Genomic DNA, 21,855 nt, shown 5'->3' with positions numbered 1-21,855 from the left:
CGCTTTTTATAAAACTAACCATAAAAAAACAAAAGTAATCATGAGAACAAAAATTTTATTGCTGTTTCTGCTTGGATGGGTGGGAATGGCTTTTGGGCAGGAATTTAAAGGGAAAGATAAAATATATATAAGCCCTCATGCATCAAAAGAATATTCTGTTTACTATACAAATGAAAAAGTTAAGGATTCAGTCCGTAAAGTTTTTAATAGGAATGGAAATCTTCAAAGTTTTGAGCTAGAAGAAAGGATAAATTGGAAAAACGCAAAAGAGCTTACAACGTCCAAATTAAAGGAGTATAATTGGAATAAATTTTTTTTAAATGGAAATATTTCGCCCGAGAAAGGTCGATTAGTTATTAACTTTTGGAATAGGGGAACAATAAGTGATTCTTTAAGGAACTTTTTGTCAACAAACCATTTTAGTATTCCACTCGAGGAGAATGATAATTTAAGTTTCTTTGCTGATTCTTTTCATTTAGGAGCAATGACTTTACCATTGAAAATATACTTGACTAAAAGAGATAATAATGTTGCAGGAGGCATGGCAGAAGGAAATACTAACATTGGTATCTATGCGGGATATAAGTTTGGCTGGAGAAAATATGTGAAATTGAAACATGAAAAAGAATATAGAGTTTATAATATAGCTTTTTCAAGTAATGCAATCGTAGGTCTTGGTAAAGTGACTGTTGATGATAAAAATAGCGTTGGAAATTCACAGATTTGGAAAGTGGATGTTCCAAGTTTTAATTTAGGTATAGCGTTCGGATTGCATTATAGAGATTTTTCTCTGCTCGTGGCTTACGGAATTGATATTTTAATGTCGCGAAAGGGTGAAAATTGGAATTATAAAGATAAACCTTGGTTGGGCATTGGGATTGGATATAAAATATTTTAAAACAAAAAAACCTTCCATCCGGAAGGTTTTCTTATATCTAATTTGAAATGTATAAATTACAAAGAAGCAGAATGAATCAACATATCAACCAATTTGTTTGAGTAACCCATTTCGTTGTCGTACCAAGAAACCAATTTCACAAAGTTTGGAGAAAGCATAATTCCCGCATCTTTATCGAAGATTGAAGTTCTCTTGTCTCCGATGAAGTCCTGAGAAACTACAGCATCTTCAGTGTATCCTAAAATACCTTTCAATTCACCTTCAGAAGCAGCTTTGATTACCGCACAGATTTCTTCATAAGAAGCAGCTTTTTCAATTCTTACTGTTAAATCTACTACAGAAACGTCAACAGTTGGTACTCTGAAAGACATACCTGTTAATTTTCCGTTCAATGAAGGGATTACTTTTCCTACCGCTTTTGCAGCACCGGTAGAAGAAGGGATAATGTTGTTTAGAGCAGCTCTACCACCTCTCCAGTCTTTCATTGAAGGACCGTCAACAGTTTTCTGAGTAGCTGTTGTAGCGTGTACAGTAGTCATTAAACCTTCTACGATTCCGAAGTTATCGTGAATTACTTTAGCTAAAGGAGCTAAACAGTTTGTAGTACAAGAAGCGTTTGATAAGATTTTGATATCGTCTGTAAGTTCTTTGTGGTTTACACCCATTACAAACATTGGAGTATCATCTTTAGAAGGAGCAGAAAGAATTACTTTTTTTGCACCTGCAGTAATATGTTTTGCTGCACTTTCTTTATCTAAAAATAAACCTGTAGATTCTACGATATAATCAGCACCGATTTCGTTCCACTTTAGGTTGGTTGGGTCTTTTTCTGCAGTAACTCTGATTTTTTTTCCGTTTACCACAAGATCGTTACCTTCTACAGAAACTTTTCCAGGGAAAATTCCGTGTACAGAATCGTATTTTAACATGTAAGCCATGTATTCTGCATTGATAAGGTCGTTGATTCCTACAACTTCGATGTTGCTTCTCTCTGTCATTGCTCTGAAAACAAGACGACCGATTCTACCAAAACCGTTAATACCTACTTTAATTGTTGACATAATGATTTACTTTTTTAAAAATTATATTAAATAGTTAGATTGCTAAAATTTCAGAAATTAATAAAAGATCTCTATTGATTTCGTTGTGTTTTTTGATTGCTTCTTCGATCTCTGTGTAAACAATATCGTTAGAACGCATTCCTGCCATTACATTAGTTTGCCCTTCCATTAATCCTACTACAGCTCCGTAACCCAGTCTGCTCGCCAAAACTCTATCGGCGCAGCTTGGTGAACCTCCTCTTTGGATGTGACCTAAAATTGCTACACGGATATCATAATCCGGGAATTCTTTTTGAGTCTGCTCAGCCAGCTCGTAGATATTTGCAAGTTTTTCACCTTCAGCAACAACAACAATACTTGAAGCTTTTCCTGTTTTTTCAGCATTTCTGAAGGTTGCAAACAACTCATCCATACTGTCTTTTTTCTCAGGAATAAGAATATCTAAAGCTCCGGTTGCCAAACCACTGTTTAAAGCAATGAAACCTGCATCACGCCCCATCACCTCAACAAAGAAAACTCTGTTGTGAGAAGTCGCCGTATCACGGATTTTGTCAATCGCGTCCATTGCTGTGTTCAAAGCAGTATCGTATCCAATGGTATTATCGGTTCCGAAAATATCATTGTCAATCGTTCCGGGAACACCGATTACTCTGATGCCAAATTCTTCGTTAAAGATTTTAGCTCCGGTAAAAGTACCGTCACCGCCAATGCACACCAAAGCATCAATTCCATATTTCATGCAATTGTCATAAGCCTTCTGGCGACCTTCTTTGGTTCTGAATTCCACGGACCGGGCAGATTTAAGAATCGTACCACCCTGATTGATTATATTTTTTACGGAACGAGGCCCCATTTTCAGGAAATCATCGTGGATAAGACCATTGTAGCCTTCTCTTACACCGTAACATTCGATATTATAGTAATTTGCGGTTCTTACAACCGCTCTTAATGCTGCGTTCATACCCGGAGAATCTCCTCCTGAAGTAAGAACTGCAATTTTTTTTACAGCACTTTCTTTCATCTAGTAAAAAATTTCAAACACAAATTTACGAAAACAAGTTCAGATAACTGTAGCATTTTGAGAATAACTTTAAGTATTAAGTTTTTACTATTGATTGGGATTATTATGTTAAATCTGGGGATTTTAATTCCTTTTGTGATGAAGTTTAATTATGAAACATAAATTTGAAATTGTAATTATTGTAAAGTATTTATAACATACTTTTTTATGTTCAAAATAAAATTTTAATATGTCTATATCATTAGAAATTAATATCTTGGAATACCAAATTTTAAATATTTTAGTATGAAAAAATGTGTATTTTACGTATTGGCAGTTTTTGCGCTGAGCTCTTGTTCCACAGAAGAAATGCAGACCAATGCTATCGAAGCAGAAATTGTACAGACAGATCCTTTGAGTGCAAGACAAATCAACGAACAAATTAATCAAACCACCAAAACGAAAGGAAAATTTTCGTGGAATGAGGCTTCCTCCCATTTTTTATGGAGCGGAATTGTTCAGGGAAATAAAATTGCTTCCATCGGTTTTGGAAATTCAAAAGATGATTTTGATAAGAGTAAATCTTCTAATTCTGAAGCCTTACAACAGGAAATTTTAGATGTTATTCAGCAATATGAAGGAAAAAACGAGAGAGTTTTATTGGCTTCTGATGAATTTTTAAATCAAATGGATGTTTATATCGAAAAGCAGGAAACGGTGATTGCGTTACGAAAATTGAAATCAATACGCTATTTCGAGCCTGCAGATTATCGTTATTTTGAAAATGAAAATAAAATCAATGGTGTTGCAGCAAAATCAAGTGGAAGTTCTTCGGGCTGTGGATTAGAATCAACTGCTCTGAATGCTTCAGATTATACTACCGTAACTCCAAATGCAAAAGCACCTTGGTCATTTGCAAAACATAATATTACCAGCGCATGGAATTACAGCACAGGAGCCGGAGTAACCATCGGATTAATCGATTCAGGAGTTTCTTTCAATCAAAGTTTGTTGAGTGGCAGTTTTAATAATGGCTCATCTTCGGGAAGAACGATCAGTAAAAATGGAGTGTATGTGGATTCTGTTTGGCCGTGGAGTTCTGGTTATGACGGAGCGGATGATAAATGCGGCCACGGAACGAGCATGGCTTCTGCAATGGCGGCTCCGAGAAATAATCAGGGACAACCGGTTGGTGTTGCATATAATGCAAACTTGATTTCTTATCGTGCAGCTTCTAATGTTATTTTGGATGGGTATCACGAACAAGAAGGAGTGAAGATCGCCTTTACCAATCTCGGAAATACAGCAAGTGTAAAAATAATTTCAATGTCAATGGGACATATTTTCTCAGTTGGAAAAATTGAAGACGGTGTAAAATATGCTTATTCTAAAGGAAAACTTATTTTCTGTGCCGGTGGAACTTCTACAAGTTTTACAACATTTGTTGGCGTAATTTTTCCGGCTTGGATGCCCGAAACACAGGCAATAACAGGAGTGAAAGAAAATACATCTAATCAAAAATGTGATGTTTGCCATTCTGGAACCGAAATAGATTTTACGTATCAGATGGAAAGAGCTTCGGGAAATAATATACCTGTATTGAGTTACTACAATGCACAAACCGATTATGTAGGTGGTTCTTCTGTAGCAACTGCCTCTACTGCTGGAATTGCAGCTTTGGTTTGGTCTAAAAATCCGTCATGGACGAGGGATCAGGTTTTAAATAAAATGAGACAGTCTGCAACATATTATCCAACCAAAAATGCAGATTACGGATATGGAAATATTAATGTTTTACAAGCAGTGCAATAAATCTTAAGATTAAAAAATATAGAATTTAAGGATTTTTAACTGTAAAATATATTCGGAAGTTAAACTCTTCCGAATTTTTTTTGTGATTACAAACTAATAATTGTAGCTTATATTTGAAATATGTTTTTTGTTTTTAATGTATGTTATTGTTGTTTAAATATTGTTTTTAGTTATATATGTTTATTAAATTTGATGAAAAAATTAGTATTTGGTAATTATACTTAAAAGTGAAAATACGTATTTATACGCTATTAAATATATTTTATCTGTAGTAGCTTTGTCATGTGATCACAAACAAATAACAGCATTGTTTAAAATAAAATTGAAAATCAATAAATTAATTTTCAAGAGTACCTAAAACAATCTTTATTAAAAAAACTTTAACCCTGGAGACCAGAAACCATTAAAAAACGGGGCGTAATCCGAAAAGCCACAAGAGTAGGAAAAAAACAAAATATTAACCATGACAACAGCACAAGAATCATTAGTAGGAGGATGGACAGCATACCACGCTCTTACGCCACAAGATCAAAAAGTATTTGACGAAGCAATGAGAGGATTTGTAGGAGTAAAATATACACCGCAACTTGTAGCTACACAGTTAGTAAACGGAACTAATTACCGTTTCAAATGTGACGCATCTATGCCGCCTTCACAAGTTATTTGGGGAGCAATCGTAGAAATTTACAGCCCAATTGAAGGCGTACCACATGTTGTTGCAATTACAAGAATCTAATTGAAGCACTTACATATTATAATCGGAGGATTTATCTTCCGATTTTTTTGTGCAAAAATTTTAATGATTAAATGTAATCAATCTCCCAACTGATAATCCAAAGGCAAAAGAAACTCGATTTTATTTTTAGTAAACTCTCCCTGATTCGTCAGCATGCCGGGGTTTGAAGTATTTCCGTTAGTGTAAATTTCAAAAGTGTCGCTTTCGGGATGAAGAAAAGAAGTTTCTACGATTGGGATTGTAGTTTTTACAAACTGTCCTTTTTGCAACTCATAAAAATACCTTTTGAAATTAATCTGCATCATATAATCATAATCCAAAAATAATTTATTGTCTGTTTTTTTAGTGTAATCAGTCTCTGGAATCTGTGTTTTTGTAATACCAATTTTATAAGGTTGCTCGCTTCTTTTACGATTACCAATATCTAAAATATCATCCGGAATATTTAAAGTACCTTTTGATTTAAACATTTCTGTAAAATCTTTGAGCCGTTGCAATTCTTCTTCAGTAGGATATTTTGAGTTCGGAAACTTGGTAATCTGGTTCACAATAAAGCCTTCATCAGCAACTTTATTTGCAAAAACACTTCTGAAAAAATGAACCTGACTGCCGTCATACGCATTCATTCTGTTAAGTTTTACTTTATCTGTATTTTTAGTTTCTTTAAAAAAGCTTGTTCCTGTATAACGGGTCGTTTTGTTTTCAAAATCACCAACAAAATCCTGAAGATTATAGTCAATTTTATAACCTAAATTTTTATTTTCTATAATTAAAGTTTGTGGAGCTTTTACTCTTAAAATTTTATTCGTTTTATCATAAGAAAACTTCAGAGAACGTTGATTTTTGATTTTAACATTAGATTGATCCGAACCAATAAAAGAATCCAGAAAGTATTTGATGTAATTTTTATAGGCAGTTTCTGTAAATGGGATGATCACAACTTCTTCGATTTCTTTCGCTTTTATCAAAACCACTTTCAGCTTTTTATTTAAAACATCCGAAGTGTTTACAATGACAGTTTCGTAATTATCTTTCTGAAAAACGAGACTATTATTGTTTTTTGAGGTCAGACTAAAACTTCCGTCTGCTGCAGAAGTCGTTCCCGTTTTCGTTCCGTCGAGATAGATGTTGACATTCTCAATCGGTTTATCGATGTCATTTACGACTGTACCTATTATGGTTTGTGAAAAAAGCACATAAAAAGGAAAAATCATTAAGAATAGTAATACTGTTTTTTTCATGGTAAACAATATTACTAAATTTATAGTGATAAAAAAAGAAGGCTAAAGAAATTTAATTTAACCGATTTTTACACTCGTCATACTCAGCGAGCCGCCAATTAAATCATCATTAAATAAAACCAGGTCTTCCGATTTATTTTTTAAACCTAAAGAATAGATCAATGGCAAATAATGATCGGGTGTAGGAATGGCGTATTGCAGAGAAGTTCCCTGTTTTTGATAATCAATAAGGTTCTGAAAATTTCCGTCAAGAAGCCAGTTGTTGGTTTTTTCACGAGCTTCAATTGCCCAGTCCCATCCCGCACCAACGGTATCAATGTTTCGCCAATCAATTAATCTTAGATTATGCACAATATTGCCGCTTCCGATAATTAAGATACCTTTTTCTCTCAGTTTTTCTAATTTTTTAGCCAAATCAAAATGATATTGCGGCGGTTTTGTATAATCAATACTCAACTGAATCACGGGAATATCAGCGTTTGGATACATGTGTTTAATTACCGACCAGGCTCCATGATCGAGTCCCCAATTGTGATCTTCTTCAACAATTGGATTTAAAATATCTGCAACTTCATGTGCCAATTCAGGATTTCCGGGAGCAGGATATTGTACATCAAACAAAGCTTGCGGGAAACCACCAAAATCGTGAATTGTTTTGGGCATATCCATCGCAGTAACTTTTGTTCCGCGGGTGAACCAGTGTGCAGAAATACACAAAATCGCATTAGGTTTTGGAATTTCCTTCGCAACATTTCTAAAACCCTGTACAAACTGATTTTCTTCAATGGCATTCATCGGAGAACCGTGACCAAGAAAAAGAACCGGCATTTTCTGCGTATTTTTAAACTGATCGCTTATATTCTGTAAATCGTTGAGATTCATTTCTGTTAACATTAAAAAAGGTTCAAGGTTAAATAATAATCCCTGAACCTTCTGATTTAAAAAACTAATTATTTCATTATTCCACCCTTTTGTGGCTTGCAGAAATTTATTTTAAAATTAAGCTTGTTTTACAAACTGCAATTCACCTGCAATTTTCACTTCGTCGCTTACCATTACACCTCCTGCTTCAAGAGCTGCGTTCCAGTTAAGTCCGAAATCTTTTCTGTTGATTTTTCCTTCAAAAGAGAAACCTGCTTTTGTATTTCCCCAAGGATCTACGTTGATTCCTCCGAAGTCTACATCCAAATTAATTGGTTTTGTAACTCCGTTTACCGTAAGATTTCCGGTCACAGAATTATTAAGAGCATCAGACTCAAAAGTGATTGTAGGATTAGCTTCTGCATTAAAGAATTCTGCAGATTTCAGGTGATTATCTCTGTCTGTATTGTGAGTAGAGATAGAATCTACATTAATTGTAGCGGTAGTTTTTGCATTCGCAAAAGTATCGTCTTCAGCTTCGATTTCTGCATTGAAGTTGGTGAAATTACCTTTGATGTTAGAAATCATCATGTGTTTTACTTTAAAAGTGATTTCACTGTGCGCTGGGTCTAAATTCCATTTTGTAGCCATTGTATTTATTTTTTGTTGTTATTTAATACTGCAAATCTAAGACAAGAATGATTTCCGATTCATTGACGTAGGATAAGAAATTAATTTTTACATAAATTTAATGAGAATTCTGCAGTTATTTGTTCGTTGAAGAAGTAAATTCTTATTTCAGGTTTTGAAATTCATAAATAATTCAAGAAAATAATTCTATTTTTGTTAGATGATGGAAAAAAAATCCCCGTTTTTAGACACTTTGTTTCTTCTCAGAAAAGAAGGTACACTGACTATTTTTTCAGATTTTAAAACGCTGTCTGAAAAAGAAGAAAAAGAGGCGGAAGATTTTTTTGAATCTGAATTTGAAAAAGAAAGATTAGATTTTTTATCAGATAAGATTCCATTCAATAAAGAAGCTGCCATTTGGGCTGCAAAAGTTTTGTATCACAGTGCACAGTTGTATTTAATAAGAAAAGATACAGCGAAAGATTTAGAAAAACTGATTCCGCAATATCAAGATGAAAAAGATGTTTCCGCAATTTTATCTGCTGATTTGTCATTTAGGTTTTTACCAAAATTGCTCGATGCGCTTCAGATCGCAGATTCTACAGATCCTTTGGTGAAAATTCTGGAAAATATTTTACAACAGTTTCATTATTCCGGAATTGGATTAGATTTAAATTTGGAAAACATCAATTGGGAAGAAGAATTAAAAAACAAAACCTACCGAAAATTATATCTTGAAAGAATTGTAGAAAAGAAAGCTTATTCATTGGCGGAAATTCCATATATCAACCAATTGCTGATTGCAGAATTTGGGATGTACAAAGATATTTTTTGGAAAGAATTAAAAATAAATAACACACAAGAGAATGAGTCAAGAAACAGTATTTGATTTTATAAAAGATCCCACAAAAGAAAATTTTCTAAAATCTAGAGAATTAATTGTTACTAATCCAGATTACAATCCTTATTCTGATGATTTAAGCATCATGGAAAAGTTGTATGAAAATAAAGAGTATGAAAAACTGAATTATTATGTTACTATTAATGTGTTACTAAGTCCCAGAGCGCATTTTCTAAAATATTTTTCTTTAAAGGAATCCGGAAATACAAAAGCAGCAGAAAGTGTAATGTTTATTTGTCATAATATTCTGAAATGTATCGAGAAAACAGGAGACGGAACGATACAGAACCCATATATTGTAATTAGAGTTTCTGATGAAATTGATTTTTTACAGCTTCATTTGCGAAAAAAACATACCCAACAAAGACTTATTCAAAACGAAGATAAATACCTACATGTTTTAACATTAGAAGATGGGTCTGAGTTGTATTTTGATATTACAGATTCTTACAAGAAAGCTTCTTTTTCGTGAAAAACGAAAAAAATGATGATGAGAAAAAGAAAAGCTGAGAGAAAAATGATGAAAACTTTAAAATTTAATTAATGACTCAAAATATAGAAAAATTAAACAAAGTTCTCGCTTTTGTTAAAGACACTTTTGTCGGGAAAAATGACGTTGTAGATTTGCTCGGAATCTGTTTGTTGGCAAGAGAAAATGCATTTTTATACGGACCTCCGGGAACCGCAAAATCTGCCATTGTAAGAACATTGGCAAATACGGTGGCAGACGGCAAAAACTTTGAATATCTTTTAACCCGTTTCACAGAACCGAACGAAATTTTCGGTCCTTTTGATATTAGAAAATTAAAAGAAGGAGAATTGTTAACAAACACAGAAGGAATGATGCCCGAAGCATCAATGGTTTTTTTAGATGAAATTTTCAATGCCAATTCGGCGATCTTGAATTCACTTTTGATGGCTTTAAACGAAAAGATCTTCAAAAGAGGAAAAGAAACAAAAAAACTTCCTGCATTGATGTTTGTCGGTGCAAGTAATGTTCTTCCTGAAGACGAAGCTTTGAATGCTTTATTCGACCGTTTTTTGATCAGAATAAATGTTGATAATGTGAATCCTGATCTTCTTCAACAAGTACTTTTAGCTGGAAGAAAACTGGAAAATATTCTGGAAACACAAACTCCCGAAATCTTCTCAGATGAAATCAGAGAGCTTCAGAATTTGTGTAAAACTATTGATCTGAAACCGATTTATGAAGTCTATTTAAATACGATTATCAACCTTAGAAACACCGGAATTGCGATTTCCGACCGTAGAGCCGTGAAACTGCAAAATCTGATTGCAGCAAGTGCTTTAATTTGTGGCCGAAACGAAGCGATTCTTTCAGATTTATGGGTGTTGAAACATATTTGGGATACCGAAGAGCAGATTGAAATTTTAGAAGGAATTATTAACAGAACGATTGAAAAAGACGACCATCCAAAGTCTCATCCGCAAGCTTTGCAAAATAAAATTCCCAATCCTGAAGAAGTGATGAAAGATGTAAAAATCCTCATCGAAAAATGGAATAGCGGAACATTAAGTTTTGAGGAACAAAACGTGATAAAAGATAAATTAAGATACCTCCAAACCCGATGCGACTGGATCAGAAACCCTGAACAAAAACAATACATTCAACAAGAAATTGAAAGTTTATGGCAGAAGATTCTTCAAACGGTATAAAAACTTTTTGGGCCGAACTTCCAAAAGCTGATGAAGATTTTCTTGGTGCAATTCGTCATTGGAAAAATGTTAAGATTGCAATAGATGAAGAAATAATCTGGCTGAAAGGTTTTACTGATGAACAGGCTGCTTCATCGGAAATTCAGCAGTTGCCGAATTTTATTTTGTATGAATTGAGGGATGGATTGTTATTTCGAAAAGATGCATTGGTTCCGAGTAAAAAAATGAGAACTGCTCTGTTGTGGACTCCGATTGATAAAGCTTTAAGGCTCACTTTTCCTATTTCAAATAATAATTTTTTTGGAATTGATGAAAAGGTTGATGTTAAATTAAAGCCAAGTGAAGAAGAACAGCCTGCAATGGCTTTGCTTTGTTCAATTTCAGAAATTAAAGAAGCAATTACTGCTATACCAAAATTCAAATTAGAAAAACTGGATTGGATTGTCATTAATGATAAAGCATTATTTCTCGGAACTCCATTATTAGGCTTTCCCGGAAAAACTTTTTGGTTAAAAGACGGTCATCTTTTACCGACTGGTTTCGATTTTGAATTTAAAAATTTGAGTTCTCTATTACAAAGAAAAAATAATACAGATCAGAATCAATGGCTTTTATGGAATGAAAACGGAAGCGTTTTATATCTTAATAAAGAAGATTTGAGAAAAATGTCTGTAAGCTCATTTCGTTTGACTGAAAAATCACAAGAATGGAGTTAACCGAATATTTCCAATCTTACGAAGATTATTTCTGGGAGTGGACAACGGATGAGGATGTTCCGGACGATACCGGCTATAATGAAAATAATCTTATTTCGTTTCAGAATATTGGAGCTGTTGTTTATAGACCTTATCTGATTGAGATCTTGAAGGAGCTTCAACTTAACGGTTTACCAATTTTGAGTCCTCTTTTATTAGCTTTATATGCAACAAATGAAGGATATTTAGATCTAAAAGGTATTAAAACAAATCTCAGAAAACATCCTTTGGCAGCGCATGAATATGTTAAACATTTGATCCGTCCTGCATTTCAATTTTTAGAAACATTAAAATCTCTCCATAACAATTATAAAAAAGGAAAAAATAGAGTTCTTCTTTTACAGACAATATTCAAGTATGCACCCAATAATGTTTCGGAAAAACAATCGGAATATATTTTAAATGGATATTTACGAAATTCACGAAAAATTGCCGATTCAGCACAGAAAATAGAAATTACTGTTTCGAAGTTTTCCAAAGATTTAGGAATCTTGGTTGCTTTGAATGAGAAATTTCCTTCAAGTCAAATGATTATTCAAGTAATGAAAGGTAATTTGGAAATTGCTGATATTGAAGAGGAAGTTATTGAAGAAGAAACAACGATAGAAACCGATACAGATTTTATTCAGGAATTAATAGAAGAACCCAAAACTTTCCAGGTTGGAAGCTTAATCAAAAGAATCTGGAGCGGATTAAAAATTCCGATGCGTCATCTTTCCCCTGGTGAACAGCCGATTGGAGGCGTTTCTGATATGACCAATAAAGGTGATTTCAGCAGAATGCTTTTGTCGGAATTTGCCAATGAAGATGAGGTTTTTATGAATCGTGTGGCGAATAATGAAGCTTTGTATATTCAACGTGAAATTCCACCTGAAGAAAATGTTTTTGAAAGAATTATTTTAATTGATACTTCCCTGAGAAATTGGGGAACTCCGAAAGTTTTGGCTTTTGCATCGGCAATTGCGGTCATCAAGCATCCAAAAGCGCATTCCGAATGTAAAGTTTTTGCTTTGGGACAAAATTCAATTCCAATTTACCTTGATAAAGTGGAAGAAGTGATTGATCATCTCAATCTCGTAAGTCCGGTTTTGGAAGTTTCTCAGTCATTGGAAAAGTTTTTTAATGAAGAGCATAAAGAAAAAGATATGGAAGTTTTTTTCATTACCACTCAGGAAAATTTAGAAAATCAAAAGCTGCAGAAAGTGATTCAAGAAAATCGGGATCGACTGAAATTTTTGGTGACAACTTCTGCAGAAGGGGAACTGAATTTTTACAAACATCATAAAGGCACAAGAAAACACGTCCAGAAAATCATGCTTCCGTTGCAGGAATTGTGGGCAAATCCACCGAAGAGAAATCAAAGAGGTGAAAATAACTCTCCGAGAAGTAAAAAAGCAGGTGTTCCGTTGAATTATCCGATTTTATTTCCAACCTCAAAAAATAAAATTGCTACATTTTTGTATGAAGGAGAGTTTTTTATTTTAAGTTCTAAAAAACAGTTGCTTAAAACCTATTTGTCAGATAATTATTACAATAAAAACTATTACGATCAGTATAAAATTCATCGCGGTTGTGAGGTTTTATTTGAAGATATTTCTGTGAGACCAAAAGGTCAGTTTGCTTTAGCCAAAAACAAGCAACAGCAATTTATTTTGTGTCATTATCAACCGGATAAAAAATTGATTTCTAAATTAAATTTAAATACAAAAGAATATTCTGAACTGAGTTTGTCGGGGCATAAAATTCCTCGTTATTTAAGTTTTAAGTTAATTTATTTTAATAAAAAATTTTATTTAGATTGTCTTGATAATTCTTGGATTGGAGAAATTAATATTGATGGGAATATCTCCCTTGAAGAATCTAAAATGCATAAGGATATTTCAAAAAATGATTCAAAAGTTGAAACCGAACTCAATAAACTGAATAATATTGGAGTTAAAATTTTAAATAATTTCAACAATGTAGGAATCAATATTGAGCTTGGGTTAGTGATTTCTAATCATGAACTGACCAAAAATTATGATAACTCATTGGTTTTTTACAGAAATAAATATCCGATGAAGATGTATGCTCAGCAAAATAAAAATAGATTTACCTTTTCCGAAGGCAGCGAAATTATTACAGATTCCCGTGGAATGCTGACTTTTAAAAGCAGTAATCAAAATGTTCCTGAATTTTATATTCCATCGACAGAAGTTGGGTATTTGGCTTTGGCGAGTCATACAGAGTTTGGGGGCTCAGAATATTATTTGCCTGAAACTACTTTGCTGAAAATAAGAAAAATGGAAGATATGATTTTGGATTATTTAGAACCATTTATTCATCAAATTGTAGAATATGGAACTGAGAATTAAACCTTTTCCGAAAAACAATTATCCTAAAAAAGGACTTTTAATAAAAGGTTCTTCACCATTGACATGGTTGCACGAAATGGAAATTTTAAGAATTGATTTAAATGAAGTTCGGTCATTTCCAATTCCTTCGAACAAACCCAATATTTTGTACGGATGCTTTTTGATTTTTAAAAATATGGCGCCTTCTGAAATTGGCAAGAATTCTTATTTTCAATGTGTCGAAGGCAAACTTTTCATTCCTGAAAATACAACTTTTTATCCTAAAATCAATCCTGAAGACTGGCAAAATATCAATGCTGATTTTTTGGTGATGCATCCCGATTTTGGTCTGGTGAAATTAAATGAAGAAATTGATTGGATTTCACTACTTAATCATCCTAAACAATCAGAAGATAAGATTAGAAAACCATTGAACGGAGTAACAATTCCCCAAGAAATTAAAAGTTTTATGGTGGAAATGGATGATGACCAAATAATGGAAGCACTTAAAAAGCCACAAACGGAGGAAGAATGGATGAAAAACCTGCCTTTTGATATGAAAAAAGTAATGGCAGGAAATAAAAAGGAAATCGAAAAATATTTAAAATATATTGAGAAATATCCTGAAAGAGCAGTAGAATTGGGAGTTCCGTTGGATGTAATGGGAACTTCAAGAGGTGATGGTTTTGGCAAATTCAAGTTTGGGAATTGGTTTCAAAACTTTTTTGGTGGTGGAGATAATTCTTCGGGTGAAACTTCAGGTTCGGGAAATTACCGTTGGGTATTTTTTGTTGCAATTATTTTAATCGTAGCAGCAAGAATTGGCTTTCAGTTTATTAAAGTTGAAAATGAGGAACATGTAAATTCAGGGAAAGTTCAACAGGAAGGCAAGATTGGAAAAATGTTAGCTTTCAAATCTGGCGTTACCGAAATTGATATAAAAATTGATTCTATTTACAGAAAGCGAAGAGGCAAATTGATGAGTGATTTTCTTGAAGCGACTAAAGAATATCACGAAAAGTCGATGACTGATGTTGAAAAAGATGTTGAAAAATACAGAACTGATGAAGGAAAAACTAAAGATTCACTCAAAACGATTTATAATAAAAAAATAGTAAAAGTAATTACCCAAAATACTGAAAAATTAAAGCAGAAAATTTCGGATTCACTCAAAAAAGAAGGAAACGGAATACAGGCCGATAAAGGTGTTGTAAGTAAAGTACTCAATAAAAAGCAAATTTTGATGGCAGATTCTTTAGGCAAACTCTACGGAACGATTGAGCCGCCAGTTTCCGAAATGGATGAAAATTCGCAGGCATATCTCGAAGGAAATAAAGGCGAATCAAATGATTCTGAAAAAGTTTCGGCATCAGAAATTTTTTGGCTGATAGTTTTAATGGCGGGTGCTGTAGGATTGTATTCATTCCTTTTTAAAAAGAAAAAAATACATTTTGGCGGAGAGAATATTCCTTTAGGGATCAAAATTTTTCTAATGGTTGTTCTGATTGCTTTATTGAGCTATATTTTTTATCCGATCATTGAAATGTTTGGCTATAATTGGTTTGTCTGGGTGTTGATTATTTGTGTAGCTCTTCTTTTGTACAGACTTTTCCGGGAAGATAAAACCATTTTAAAATCTGAAGACAATGAATAAGCAGAAGTTTATAGATAAGTTTTTGAGAGCGCTCGTTGTATTGGCTATCATCAAAATCATTGCGATTTTTACCGAGCTTTTTCAGAAAACATTTTGGAGTGTTATTGGAAATTTGGTCATTTTCATAGTCGTTTTAGTAATTATATTTTTTGTGGTCATCGCTCTTGAAAATAAAGAAAAATCTGGAAATTCTTCAGGAAAAAAGGGAAGTGGCGGAAATTTTTATCTTGAAAATTCTTTGTTTGACAGAATTAGAAACAAGTACGAAGAATTAGCCGAAAAATACATTGCCGAAAAAGATTATACAAGAGCTGCAAAAGTATATATGAATTTGCTGAATGACAATTATCGTGGTGCAAAAACGCTTGAAGATGGTGGTTTGTATAACGAAGCTGCCGTGATCTACCTTAAAAAATTAAAAAATAAATCGGAGGCTGCATCGTGTTTTGAAAAAGCAAAGCAATATCAAAAATCGATTGAACTGTATAAAGAGCTCGAACAAAAAGAAAAAGTGGGTGATCTTTATATGCAAATTAATGATACCAAAAATGCGAATTCTTATTACCAAATGGTTGTTGATGATTATGTAAATAACGATCAGATGGTGAAAGCTTCTCTTATCTACCGCAAAAAAATGGATGTTCCGGAAGAAGCACAGAAAATTTTATTACAAGGTTGGGAAGAAAATAAAGATGCTTTTAATTGTTTAAATAACTATTTCGTAAATATCAATAACGTTGAAGATTTAAACCAGACCATTCAAAATTTATATTTAAAAACTCCATCCGACAAGAAAATAATTTATCTGGAAGCGATGAAACATGAGTTTAAAAAAGATTCAAAATTACAGGAAACAACAAGAAATATCGCCTACGAAATCATTGCTGAAAATATAGAAAACCATTCTTCAATCATCAATGAACTGAAACATTTCAATCCAAAAGATGAGGTGATTTTAAAAGATATTTCGAGATACAGAACAGGAAGAAATAAAATGTTTAGGAATTAATAACAGTGCTGATTTGTCATTACGAGGAGCAAAGCGACGAAGGAGTCTCAAAGTAAATATGATATAATTAGAGATTGCTTCACGTTCGTTCGCAATGACAAAATAAAAAAACTTTTAAGAAAAACAATTATCTTTGCCTCAGTAAAATTATGACAATACAAAGAGTACATATCAGTTTAAATCTATGCGATCGCCCTGTAATAAAGGGATCGTTTGGATATGAATGGATGATATCTGATGAGGCGAAATGTGCTTGCTTTGAAAATTTTTTACTGTAAACTCGTAAAGATTTAATCAAAATACTGCAGAAACGCCTCGGTCATCGAGGCGTTTTTTGTGTTTTTAGGGTAGAAATTATTTAGAATGAAAAAAAATAACCATAAAAGTGAAAATAATTTAAATAACAATGAACAAATAATTAGAAAATAAGACGTGATAGGAAAACCAATGAGAGACAGTCATTTAGGTAAAATTGATATCTGTAAAATATTACGGACAGAAATTCTATATTCCAAAAATTGAGTATAATTAATTGATTTTCAAATAGTTAATTGAAAAATAAATTTGTGAGTTAAAAAAATTCATACTTACTTTGCAACCGAAAATTAAAAGCAACACGTTTTTAATCTTTTCAAAAAAACAATTTTAAACAAGAATATAATGAAACAATTACATAACATATCTAATCAGTATTTAAGACGACACGGACAAAAGCCGATGGGACTTGCATGTATTCTTGATAGTGAATTTGTGGATAAAAGGTGCTTATATAAATGGGTCAGCTAATGTAGCGACACGTCAAAATATATAAAGCGCCTCCTGAAAAGAGGCGCTTTTTTTATGGTTTCTTTAGCTTATTTGGTAAAGCGCCGGTTTGTGGCACCGGAGAACAGGGTTCGATCCCCGAAGATACCCAAAAGTGTGAATAGATAATGGTGAATTTTGCTCGCAAGTGATTTTAAAAATTGACAAGCAAAGCGAATTGACGATTGACAATTCACAAAAAATAATCTTATAGCTCAATTGGATAGAGCATCGGTTTACGACACCGAAGGTTGAAGGTTCGAGTCCTTCTAAGATTACAAATAGAATCTCATAGCTCAAATGGTTAGAGCACCGGTCTTTTAAACCGGGGGTTGAAAGTTCAAATCTTTCTGGGGTTACAAAGATCTCGTAGCTCAATTGGATAGAGCATCGGTTTTCTAAACCTAGGGTTACAGGTTCGATCCCTGTCGAGGTCACAAAAGGAGAGTAGGCAGATATTGGTTTGTTGCGGCTTACTGCTAATGAGTTCTACGACAGTAGTGAAGGTTCGATTCCTTTGCTCTCCGCAAAAAAAGGTCTATTGAGGTAATGGTAACCTACCTGACTGTCGCTCAGGTACTGCGAGTTCGATTCTCGCATAGACCGCAAAGATTCACGGAAATTTCCGATCCGACTGTCTCTCGGAAAAGAATTTTGAAGTGAATCTGCAAACTGGAAAGATAACGGTGGTTGTTTACCCGTCTTGGACGCGGGAGGTCGCAAGTTCGAATCTTGCTTTCCAGGCAATTTGCTCCATTCGTCTAATGGTTTGGACGGCTGCCTTTCGAGCAGTAGATAAGAGTTCGATTCCCTTATGGAGTGCAATAATGTGAATGGTCAATAGTGAATTTTACTTCGTAAGTGAATTTGAAAATTGATAGCAAAGAGAATTGATAATTGGCAGTTCACATAAAAGATTTCGTAGCTCAATGGGTTAGAGTATCGGTTTCATAAGCCGAAGGTTGAAGGTTCGAAATCTGAAGGATTCGTGAATACAAAAAATTAAATATAAAATTCATGAACAATCCTTCCGAAATTACAAAAAATGATTCTGTAGCTCAATGGTAGAGCGCCGGTCTGTTAAACCGGAAGTTGAAAGTTCGAATCTTTCCGGAATCGCAAAAAACTAAATGTTAATTGTTTCAAAGAGAAAGAAAAAGTTTGTCGAGAGCAGAAGATCTATACGCCAAAAACACAATATAGACAGGCTTTTTCTTAACTCAATTAAACAGAAAGATGGAAATTAATTAAACATAATATAAATTTTTAGGTGAAAATAAAGTTTGTCAAAGCGCAGAAGTTCTTATATCAAACAAAAAATTAAGACAGACTTTATTTTTTAATTAGAAGTTAGATGTTAGAAATTAGAATTTAGATGTTAGAAATTAGAATTTAGAAACTTGATATTTCTAAAAACTATCAACTAGAAACCAACAACTAGTTTAAAAAAAACGATGGTTCGCCGAAGTGGAAGAGTCGGGGCGGTCTGCAAAACCGTTGTGAAAACTGAGTGGGTTTGACTCCCATAACCATCTCAAATAACTAAAATGAGATTAGTTCCGAAGAAAAAATAAAAGTTTGTCGAGCGCAGAAGTTCTTATATCAAACTAAAAAAATAATGACAGGCTTTATTTTTCTTCACAAAAGAAATTGGGTTAAAAATTAGTTGGAAAATTACTCATTACCAATTACTTATTACCAATAAAAACCTGCGGGAATGGCGGAACTGGCAGACGCACTTGATTTAGGCTCAAGATATTAAGGGTTCGACTCCCTTTTCCCGTACAAAATAGGATCAGTGGTGTAGAAGGTCTGCACGTTTGTCTGAAAAACAAGAGGTAATCGTTCGATTCGATTCTGATCCGCAAATTGATTGATAGTGTAATTGGTCAGCACACAAGACTTTGACTCTTGTTGTTCAGGTTCGAGTCCTGATGAATCAACAAAAATTGCTTCGATAATGTAATGGCAGCATCTCAGTCTCCAAAACTGATGGTATTGGTTCGAGTCCAGTTCGGAGCGCAAAACGATGAATAGTCAATCGTGAATTTTGTTTCACAAGTGAACTTAAAAAAATTGACAAGCAAAGCGAATTGACTATTCATAATTGACATTATTAACAAATAAGTATTTAAACAAACATGTAGAAAAAATGGAAACGCAACAACAAACATGGCAAAACATGAACGGAAAAATTTTCCAACATTCTATCACACAGTTGGTAGAAGAAGCCATCATCCGCGAACAGAAAAATGGACACCGACTGAAAGTGTGTGTGGGTTCAGACTCCCACGTTTATGGTGATGCCATTAATTATGCTACGGCAGTTGTCTTTATTCGTGAGGGAAAAGGAGCGTTTACCTTTATCAGAAAAGAAAGAGAAATACAGAATATCAGTATCAAAGAGCGAATGTTGAACGAAGTCAACAAATCCGTAGAAATCGCCTACGCCATTTGCTCTATTCTGGAAAATTATGATGTGGAAATGGAGGTACACGCAGACATTAACACCGATCCGGATTTTAAATCCAACGTCGCTTTGAAAGATGCAATGGGATATATTCTGGGAATGGGTTATATATTTAAAGCAAAACCTTACGCTTTCGCAAGTTCCAATTGTGCTGATATGATGGTGTAATTTTCAAAAAATAAATAAAATGTTTTTATACGACAAAGTAATCGTCATAGATCTTGAAGCCACGTGTTGGGAAAAAGGACAAATCCCCGAAAATCAAAAAAGAGAAATCATTGAAATCGGAATTTGTAAACTCAATATGTCGGACGGAAGTATCGAAGATAAAAGAAGTTACTTGATAAAGCCGACACAATCGCAAGTAAGTGAATACTGTACACAACTTACGGGAATCACTTCTGAAAAATTAGAGAAAGAAGGGATTTCTTTTAAAGAAGCTTGTTCAAATATCAAAAACAGATACAATTCATTGCGAAGAACATATGCTGGTTATGGCGGATTTGATAAATCGATTATGGAAAGTCAATGTAAAGAATTTGATGTTAAATTTCCTTTCAGTGAAACTTATCTTGATGTGAAAGTGCTGATAAGTTTGATGAACGGAGAAAAGCCAATCGGACTTTTGAAAGAACTTGAGGCAAGAAATATAAAATTTGAAGGGAGTGCGCATAGTGGAGCAGACGATGCTTTCAACACAGCGAAATTATTGTATCAAGTTTTAAAAAGTTAAAGCAATGGATATTTTTAGATTAATTCAGGATATAAAAACCCATTTGAAACTCAGTTTTGATGAGGTTGACAGGTGGTTTGAGAAAAATAAAGAAACGTTGAATTTTCAGCCTTCAAATGGAGGTTGGACGGTTCAGCAGATTTTAGAACATATTTATCTGACGAACTTTTATTTGTTGATTCTTATTGAAAAAGGTGCGAAAAAAGCAATGCGGAATTATCGCAATCTCGATTTAAATCTTGAAATAAAAAACTATAATTTCGATAAAGAAAAGTTTGATAAAGTCGGCGAATACGGCGCTTTTGAATGGATAAGACCTGGACATATGGAACCAAAAGGAGAATTAAGTTTAGATGAAATCAGAAGTGTAATTTCTCAACAATATCATCAATGTTTAAACTATTTAGATTTAATGAGAAACGGCGAAGGTCTTCTTTGTAAAACGACAATGACAGTCAATGAATTAGGAAAAATCAATGTGTATGAATATATCTATTTTCTTTCGCTTCATGCTCAAAGACATATTACTCAGATGAAGAACAATGAATTAAATAAATAAAATAATTTCAAATAAATTTTCCTACGCAAAAAGACTGCGCAATAAGCTTTTTACTTTGCATTATCAAAAAGACAAACACTAAAATTTTGAAAAAAGATTTTAGTCAAAATATCAGACAAGTCTTGTTGGGTGTTTCTGTATATCACCATTGCAGAATACTTTGTTGAGAAACATGATTGTATTCTGTTCAACTTGATTTGAAGGTTTCAGAAGTTTACCAAAAAACTTCCACCATGCGCTATGGGTTGAAGGTTCGAGTCCTTCTATTTCCAAAATGGGAATATAGTTCAAGTGGTAGAACAATAGATTTTTTGCACAGGTTCGAATCCTGTCTTCACTTCGGGTGAAGTAGCTCAGTTGGCTAGAGCACTACACTTTTAATGTAGTTTGAATGGAAACAGGCTCAAAATCTGTATCCGACTGTCGAGTTTTTGATGTTTCTCTTAAAAAAACATTTCCCAGAGGAAAATTCTGAGATTTTATCGGTTGTTAAATCAACAATTTTGAAAAAGCTTGTAAGAAAAGTTTTTTTCTGAAAATGAAATTTAATTGATGAATAAATGATTGTTAGACAAATTTTCTAAAAACTACGGTTTTCTGCGTGAGCGATGGTAGCGGATACCCCACAGTGAAGAGGCAAAAGCCGATGAACGAGGAGTAGAAGCGGACGTAGCGACCCAAGCTGTTGCTTTCAGCGATGGAAAAGGGACACGCCCAAAAT

General features: G+C 33.6%; 18 protein-coding genes and 13 tRNA genes. 26 read left to right on the top strand and 5 right to left on the bottom strand.

The window, feature by feature from the left end; translation table 11 throughout:
• Positions 1-40 precede the first annotated feature (40 nt).
• Positions 41-898, top strand: coding sequence for a hypothetical protein (locus tag OH814_RS12095; RefSeq protein WP_308828316.1), 858 nt, complete (start codon positions 41-43; stop codon positions 896-898).
• A 56-nt stretch (positions 899-954) separates the two neighbouring features.
• On the opposite strand, the gene gap is transcribed toward OH814_RS12095, so the two are convergent.
• Both gap and pfkA read right to left on the bottom strand, forming a co-directional pair.
• Entirely contained in the window at positions 955-1,959 is a 1,005-nt protein-coding gene (gap, locus tag OH814_RS12090) for a type I glyceraldehyde-3-phosphate dehydrogenase (protein ID WP_308828315.1), read from the bottom strand.
• Between the two features lie 34 nt (positions 1,960-1,993).
• The gene (gene pfkA, locus OH814_RS12085) at positions 1,994-2,980 is read right to left on the bottom strand and encodes a 6-phosphofructokinase (RefSeq protein ID WP_076562995.1); all 987 of its coding nucleotides are present in this window, start codon (positions 2,978-2,980) and stop codon (positions 1,994-1,996) included.
• A 285-nt stretch (positions 2,981-3,265) separates the two neighbouring features.
• Between pfkA and OH814_RS12080 the strand changes: the two genes are divergently transcribed.
• Entirely contained in the window at positions 3,266-4,771 is a 1,506-nt protein-coding gene (locus tag OH814_RS12080) for a S8/S53 family peptidase (RefSeq protein WP_308828314.1), read from the top strand.
• Between the two features lie 463 nt (positions 4,772-5,234).
• The gene (locus tag OH814_RS12075) at positions 5,235-5,507 is read left to right on the top strand and encodes a hypothetical protein (RefSeq protein WP_076562999.1); all 273 of its coding nucleotides are present in this window, start codon (positions 5,235-5,237) and stop codon (positions 5,505-5,507) included.
• A gap of 77 nt (positions 5,508-5,584) precedes the next feature.
• On the opposite strand, the gene OH814_RS12070 is transcribed toward OH814_RS12075, so the two are convergent.
• From OH814_RS12070 to OH814_RS12060, 3 genes are all read right to left on the bottom strand, one after another.
• The gene (locus OH814_RS12070) at positions 5,585-6,748 is read right to left on the bottom strand and encodes a carboxypeptidase-like regulatory domain-containing protein (protein WP_308828313.1); all 1,164 of its coding nucleotides are present in this window, start codon (positions 6,746-6,748) and stop codon (positions 5,585-5,587) included.
• A 57-nt stretch (positions 6,749-6,805) separates the two neighbouring features.
• Positions 6,806-7,630, bottom strand: coding sequence for a 4,5-DOPA dioxygenase extradiol (ygiD, locus tag OH814_RS12065; RefSeq protein WP_123885992.1), 825 nt, complete (start codon positions 7,628-7,630; stop codon positions 6,806-6,808).
• Positions 7,631-7,747: 117 nt separating this feature from the next.
• Positions 7,748-8,260: a YceI family protein gene (locus OH814_RS12060; RefSeq protein ID WP_115620193.1), complete on the bottom strand. Its 513-nt coding sequence runs from the start codon at positions 8,258-8,260 to the stop codon at positions 7,748-7,750.
• A 202-nt stretch (positions 8,261-8,462) separates the two neighbouring features.
• On the opposite strand from OH814_RS12060, the gene OH814_RS12055 reads away from it, so the two are divergent.
• The 23 genes from OH814_RS12055 to OH814_RS11945 all read left to right on the top strand — a co-directional run bounded on the left by OH814_RS12055 (position 8,463) and on the right by OH814_RS11945 (position 21,134).
• Entirely contained in the window at positions 8,463-9,128 is a 666-nt protein-coding gene (locus OH814_RS12055) for a hypothetical protein (protein ID WP_308828312.1), read from the top strand.
• Positions 9,106-9,612, top strand: a complete 507-nt coding sequence (locus tag OH814_RS12050; RefSeq protein WP_076563008.1) for a DUF4919 domain-containing protein — start codon at positions 9,106-9,108, stop codon at positions 9,610-9,612. The genes OH814_RS12055 and OH814_RS12050 overlap by 23 nt, the downstream gene beginning before the upstream one ends.
• Positions 9,613-9,683: 71 nt before the next feature.
• Positions 9,684-10,817, top strand: a complete 1,134-nt coding sequence (locus tag OH814_RS12045; RefSeq protein ID WP_308828311.1) for an AAA family ATPase — start codon at positions 9,684-9,686, stop codon at positions 10,815-10,817.
• Positions 10,790-11,533 carry a hypothetical protein gene (locus tag OH814_RS12040; RefSeq protein ID WP_308828310.1) on the top strand — a complete coding sequence of 248 codons (744 nt, stop codon included), beginning with the start codon at positions 10,790-10,792 and terminating at the stop codon, positions 11,531-11,533. The genes OH814_RS12045 and OH814_RS12040 overlap by 28 nt, the downstream gene beginning before the upstream one ends.
• Positions 11,524-13,926, top strand: a complete 2,403-nt coding sequence (locus tag OH814_RS12035; protein ID WP_308828309.1) for a hypothetical protein — start codon at positions 11,524-11,526, stop codon at positions 13,924-13,926. The genes OH814_RS12040 and OH814_RS12035 overlap by 10 nt, the downstream gene beginning before the upstream one ends.
• Positions 13,910-15,559, top strand: coding sequence for an APC family permease (locus tag OH814_RS12030; RefSeq protein WP_308828308.1), 1,650 nt, complete (start codon positions 13,910-13,912; stop codon positions 15,557-15,559). The genes OH814_RS12035 and OH814_RS12030 overlap by 17 nt, the downstream gene beginning before the upstream one ends.
• A complete protein-coding gene (locus tag OH814_RS12025; protein WP_308828307.1) occupies positions 15,552-16,568 on the top strand; it encodes a hypothetical protein in 1,017 nt (338 codons plus the stop codon). Before OH814_RS12030 ends, OH814_RS12025 begins: the two co-directional genes overlap by 8 nt.
• A gap of 842 nt (positions 16,569-17,410) precedes the next feature.
• Positions 17,411-17,483: transfer RNA gene (locus OH814_RS12020), tRNA-His, on the top strand.
• A gap of 93 nt (positions 17,484-17,576) precedes the next feature.
• Positions 17,577-17,650 (top strand) — tRNA-Arg (locus OH814_RS12015).
• Between the two features lie 7 nt (positions 17,651-17,657).
• Positions 17,658-17,731 (top strand) — tRNA-Lys (locus OH814_RS12010).
• 4 nt (positions 17,732-17,735) lie between these two features.
• Positions 17,736-17,809 (top strand) — tRNA-Arg (locus OH814_RS12005).
• A gap of 5 nt (positions 17,810-17,814) precedes the next feature.
• Positions 17,815-17,899: transfer RNA gene (locus OH814_RS12000), tRNA-Ser, on the top strand.
• A gap of 8 nt (positions 17,900-17,907) precedes the next feature.
• Positions 17,908-17,978 (top strand) — tRNA-Asp (locus OH814_RS11995).
• 66 nt (positions 17,979-18,044) lie between these two features.
• A tRNA-Pro gene (locus OH814_RS11990) sits at positions 18,045-18,116 on the top strand.
• A 6-nt stretch (positions 18,117-18,122) separates the two neighbouring features.
• A tRNA-Glu gene (locus tag OH814_RS11985) sits at positions 18,123-18,194 on the top strand.
• A gap of 225 nt (positions 18,195-18,419) precedes the next feature.
• Positions 18,420-18,491: transfer RNA gene (locus tag OH814_RS11980), tRNA-Asn, on the top strand.
• A 592-nt stretch (positions 18,492-19,083) separates the two neighbouring features.
• Positions 19,084-19,157 (top strand) — tRNA-Leu (locus OH814_RS11975).
• A gap of 7 nt (positions 19,158-19,164) precedes the next feature.
• Positions 19,165-19,237: transfer RNA gene (locus tag OH814_RS11970), tRNA-Phe, on the top strand.
• A gap of 5 nt (positions 19,238-19,242) precedes the next feature.
• Positions 19,243-19,315, top strand: a tRNA-Gln gene (locus tag OH814_RS11965).
• Positions 19,316-19,323: 8 nt separating this feature from the next.
• Positions 19,324-19,394 (top strand) — tRNA-Trp (locus OH814_RS11960).
• Positions 19,395-19,524: 130 nt separating this feature from the next.
• Positions 19,525-20,010 (top strand): ribonuclease H-like YkuK family protein, encoded by a 486-nt coding sequence (locus OH814_RS11955; protein ID WP_308828306.1) that lies wholly within the window; start codon positions 19,525-19,527, stop codon positions 20,008-20,010.
• Between the two features lie 19 nt (positions 20,011-20,029).
• Positions 20,030-20,575, top strand: coding sequence for a 3'-5' exonuclease (locus tag OH814_RS11950; RefSeq protein ID WP_308828305.1), 546 nt, complete (start codon positions 20,030-20,032; stop codon positions 20,573-20,575).
• 4 nt (positions 20,576-20,579) lie between these two features.
• Entirely contained in the window at positions 20,580-21,134 is a 555-nt protein-coding gene (locus tag OH814_RS11945) for a DinB family protein (RefSeq protein ID WP_308828304.1), read from the top strand.
• The last annotated feature ends 721 nt before the right edge of the window (positions 21,135-21,855 follow it).

The sequence above is a fragment of the Chryseobacterium sp. CFS15 genome, assembly GCF_031118795.1.
GTDB classification, from domain to species: Bacteria; Bacteroidota; Bacteroidia; order Flavobacteriales; family Weeksellaceae; genus Chryseobacterium; species Chryseobacterium indoltheticum.
The sequence above is the reverse complement of the archived record's forward strand: the minus strand, read 5'-3'. Positions and strand labels throughout refer to the sequence as shown.

Coding starts and splice junctions, on each gene's coding strand:
- OH814_RS12095 (WP_308828316.1), top strand. CDS start 41: ATGAGAACAAAAATTTTATTGCTGTTTCTGCTTGGATGGGTGGGAATG.
- gap (WP_308828315.1), bottom strand. CDS start 1,959: ATGTCAACAATTAAAGTAGGTATTAACGGTTTTGGTAGAATCGGTCGT.
- pfkA (WP_076562995.1), bottom strand. CDS start 2,980: ATGAAAGAAAGTGCTGTAAAAAAAATTGCAGTTCTTACTTCAGGAGGA.
- OH814_RS12080 (WP_308828314.1), top strand. CDS start 3,266: ATGAAAAAATGTGTATTTTACGTATTGGCAGTTTTTGCGCTGAGCTCT.
- OH814_RS12075 (WP_076562999.1), top strand. CDS start 5,235: ATGACAACAGCACAAGAATCATTAGTAGGAGGATGGACAGCATACCAC.
- OH814_RS12070 (WP_308828313.1), bottom strand. CDS start 6,748: ATGAAAAAAACAGTATTACTATTCTTAATGATTTTTCCTTTTTATGTG.
- ygiD (WP_123885992.1), bottom strand. CDS start 7,630: ATGAATCTCAACGATTTACAGAATATAAGCGATCAGTTTAAAAATACG.
- OH814_RS12060 (WP_115620193.1), bottom strand. CDS start 8,260: ATGGCTACAAAATGGAATTTAGACCCAGCGCACAGTGAAATCACTTTT.
- OH814_RS12055 (WP_308828312.1), top strand. CDS start 8,463: ATGGAAAAAAAATCCCCGTTTTTAGACACTTTGTTTCTTCTCAGAAAA.
- OH814_RS12050 (WP_076563008.1), top strand. CDS start 9,106: ATGAGTCAAGAAACAGTATTTGATTTTATAAAAGATCCCACAAAAGAA.
- OH814_RS12045 (WP_308828311.1), top strand. CDS start 9,684: ATGACTCAAAATATAGAAAAATTAAACAAAGTTCTCGCTTTTGTTAAA.
- OH814_RS12040 (WP_308828310.1), top strand. CDS start 10,790: ATGGCAGAAGATTCTTCAAACGGTATAAAAACTTTTTGGGCCGAACTT.
- OH814_RS12035 (WP_308828309.1), top strand. CDS start 11,524: ATGGAGTTAACCGAATATTTCCAATCTTACGAAGATTATTTCTGGGAG.
- OH814_RS12030 (WP_308828308.1), top strand. CDS start 13,910: ATGGAACTGAGAATTAAACCTTTTCCGAAAAACAATTATCCTAAAAAA.
- OH814_RS12025 (WP_308828307.1), top strand. CDS start 15,552: ATGAATAAGCAGAAGTTTATAGATAAGTTTTTGAGAGCGCTCGTTGTA.
- OH814_RS11955 (WP_308828306.1), top strand. CDS start 19,525: ATGGAAACGCAACAACAAACATGGCAAAACATGAACGGAAAAATTTTC.
- OH814_RS11950 (WP_308828305.1), top strand. CDS start 20,030: ATGTTTTTATACGACAAAGTAATCGTCATAGATCTTGAAGCCACGTGT.
- OH814_RS11945 (WP_308828304.1), top strand. CDS start 20,580: ATGGATATTTTTAGATTAATTCAGGATATAAAAACCCATTTGAAACTC.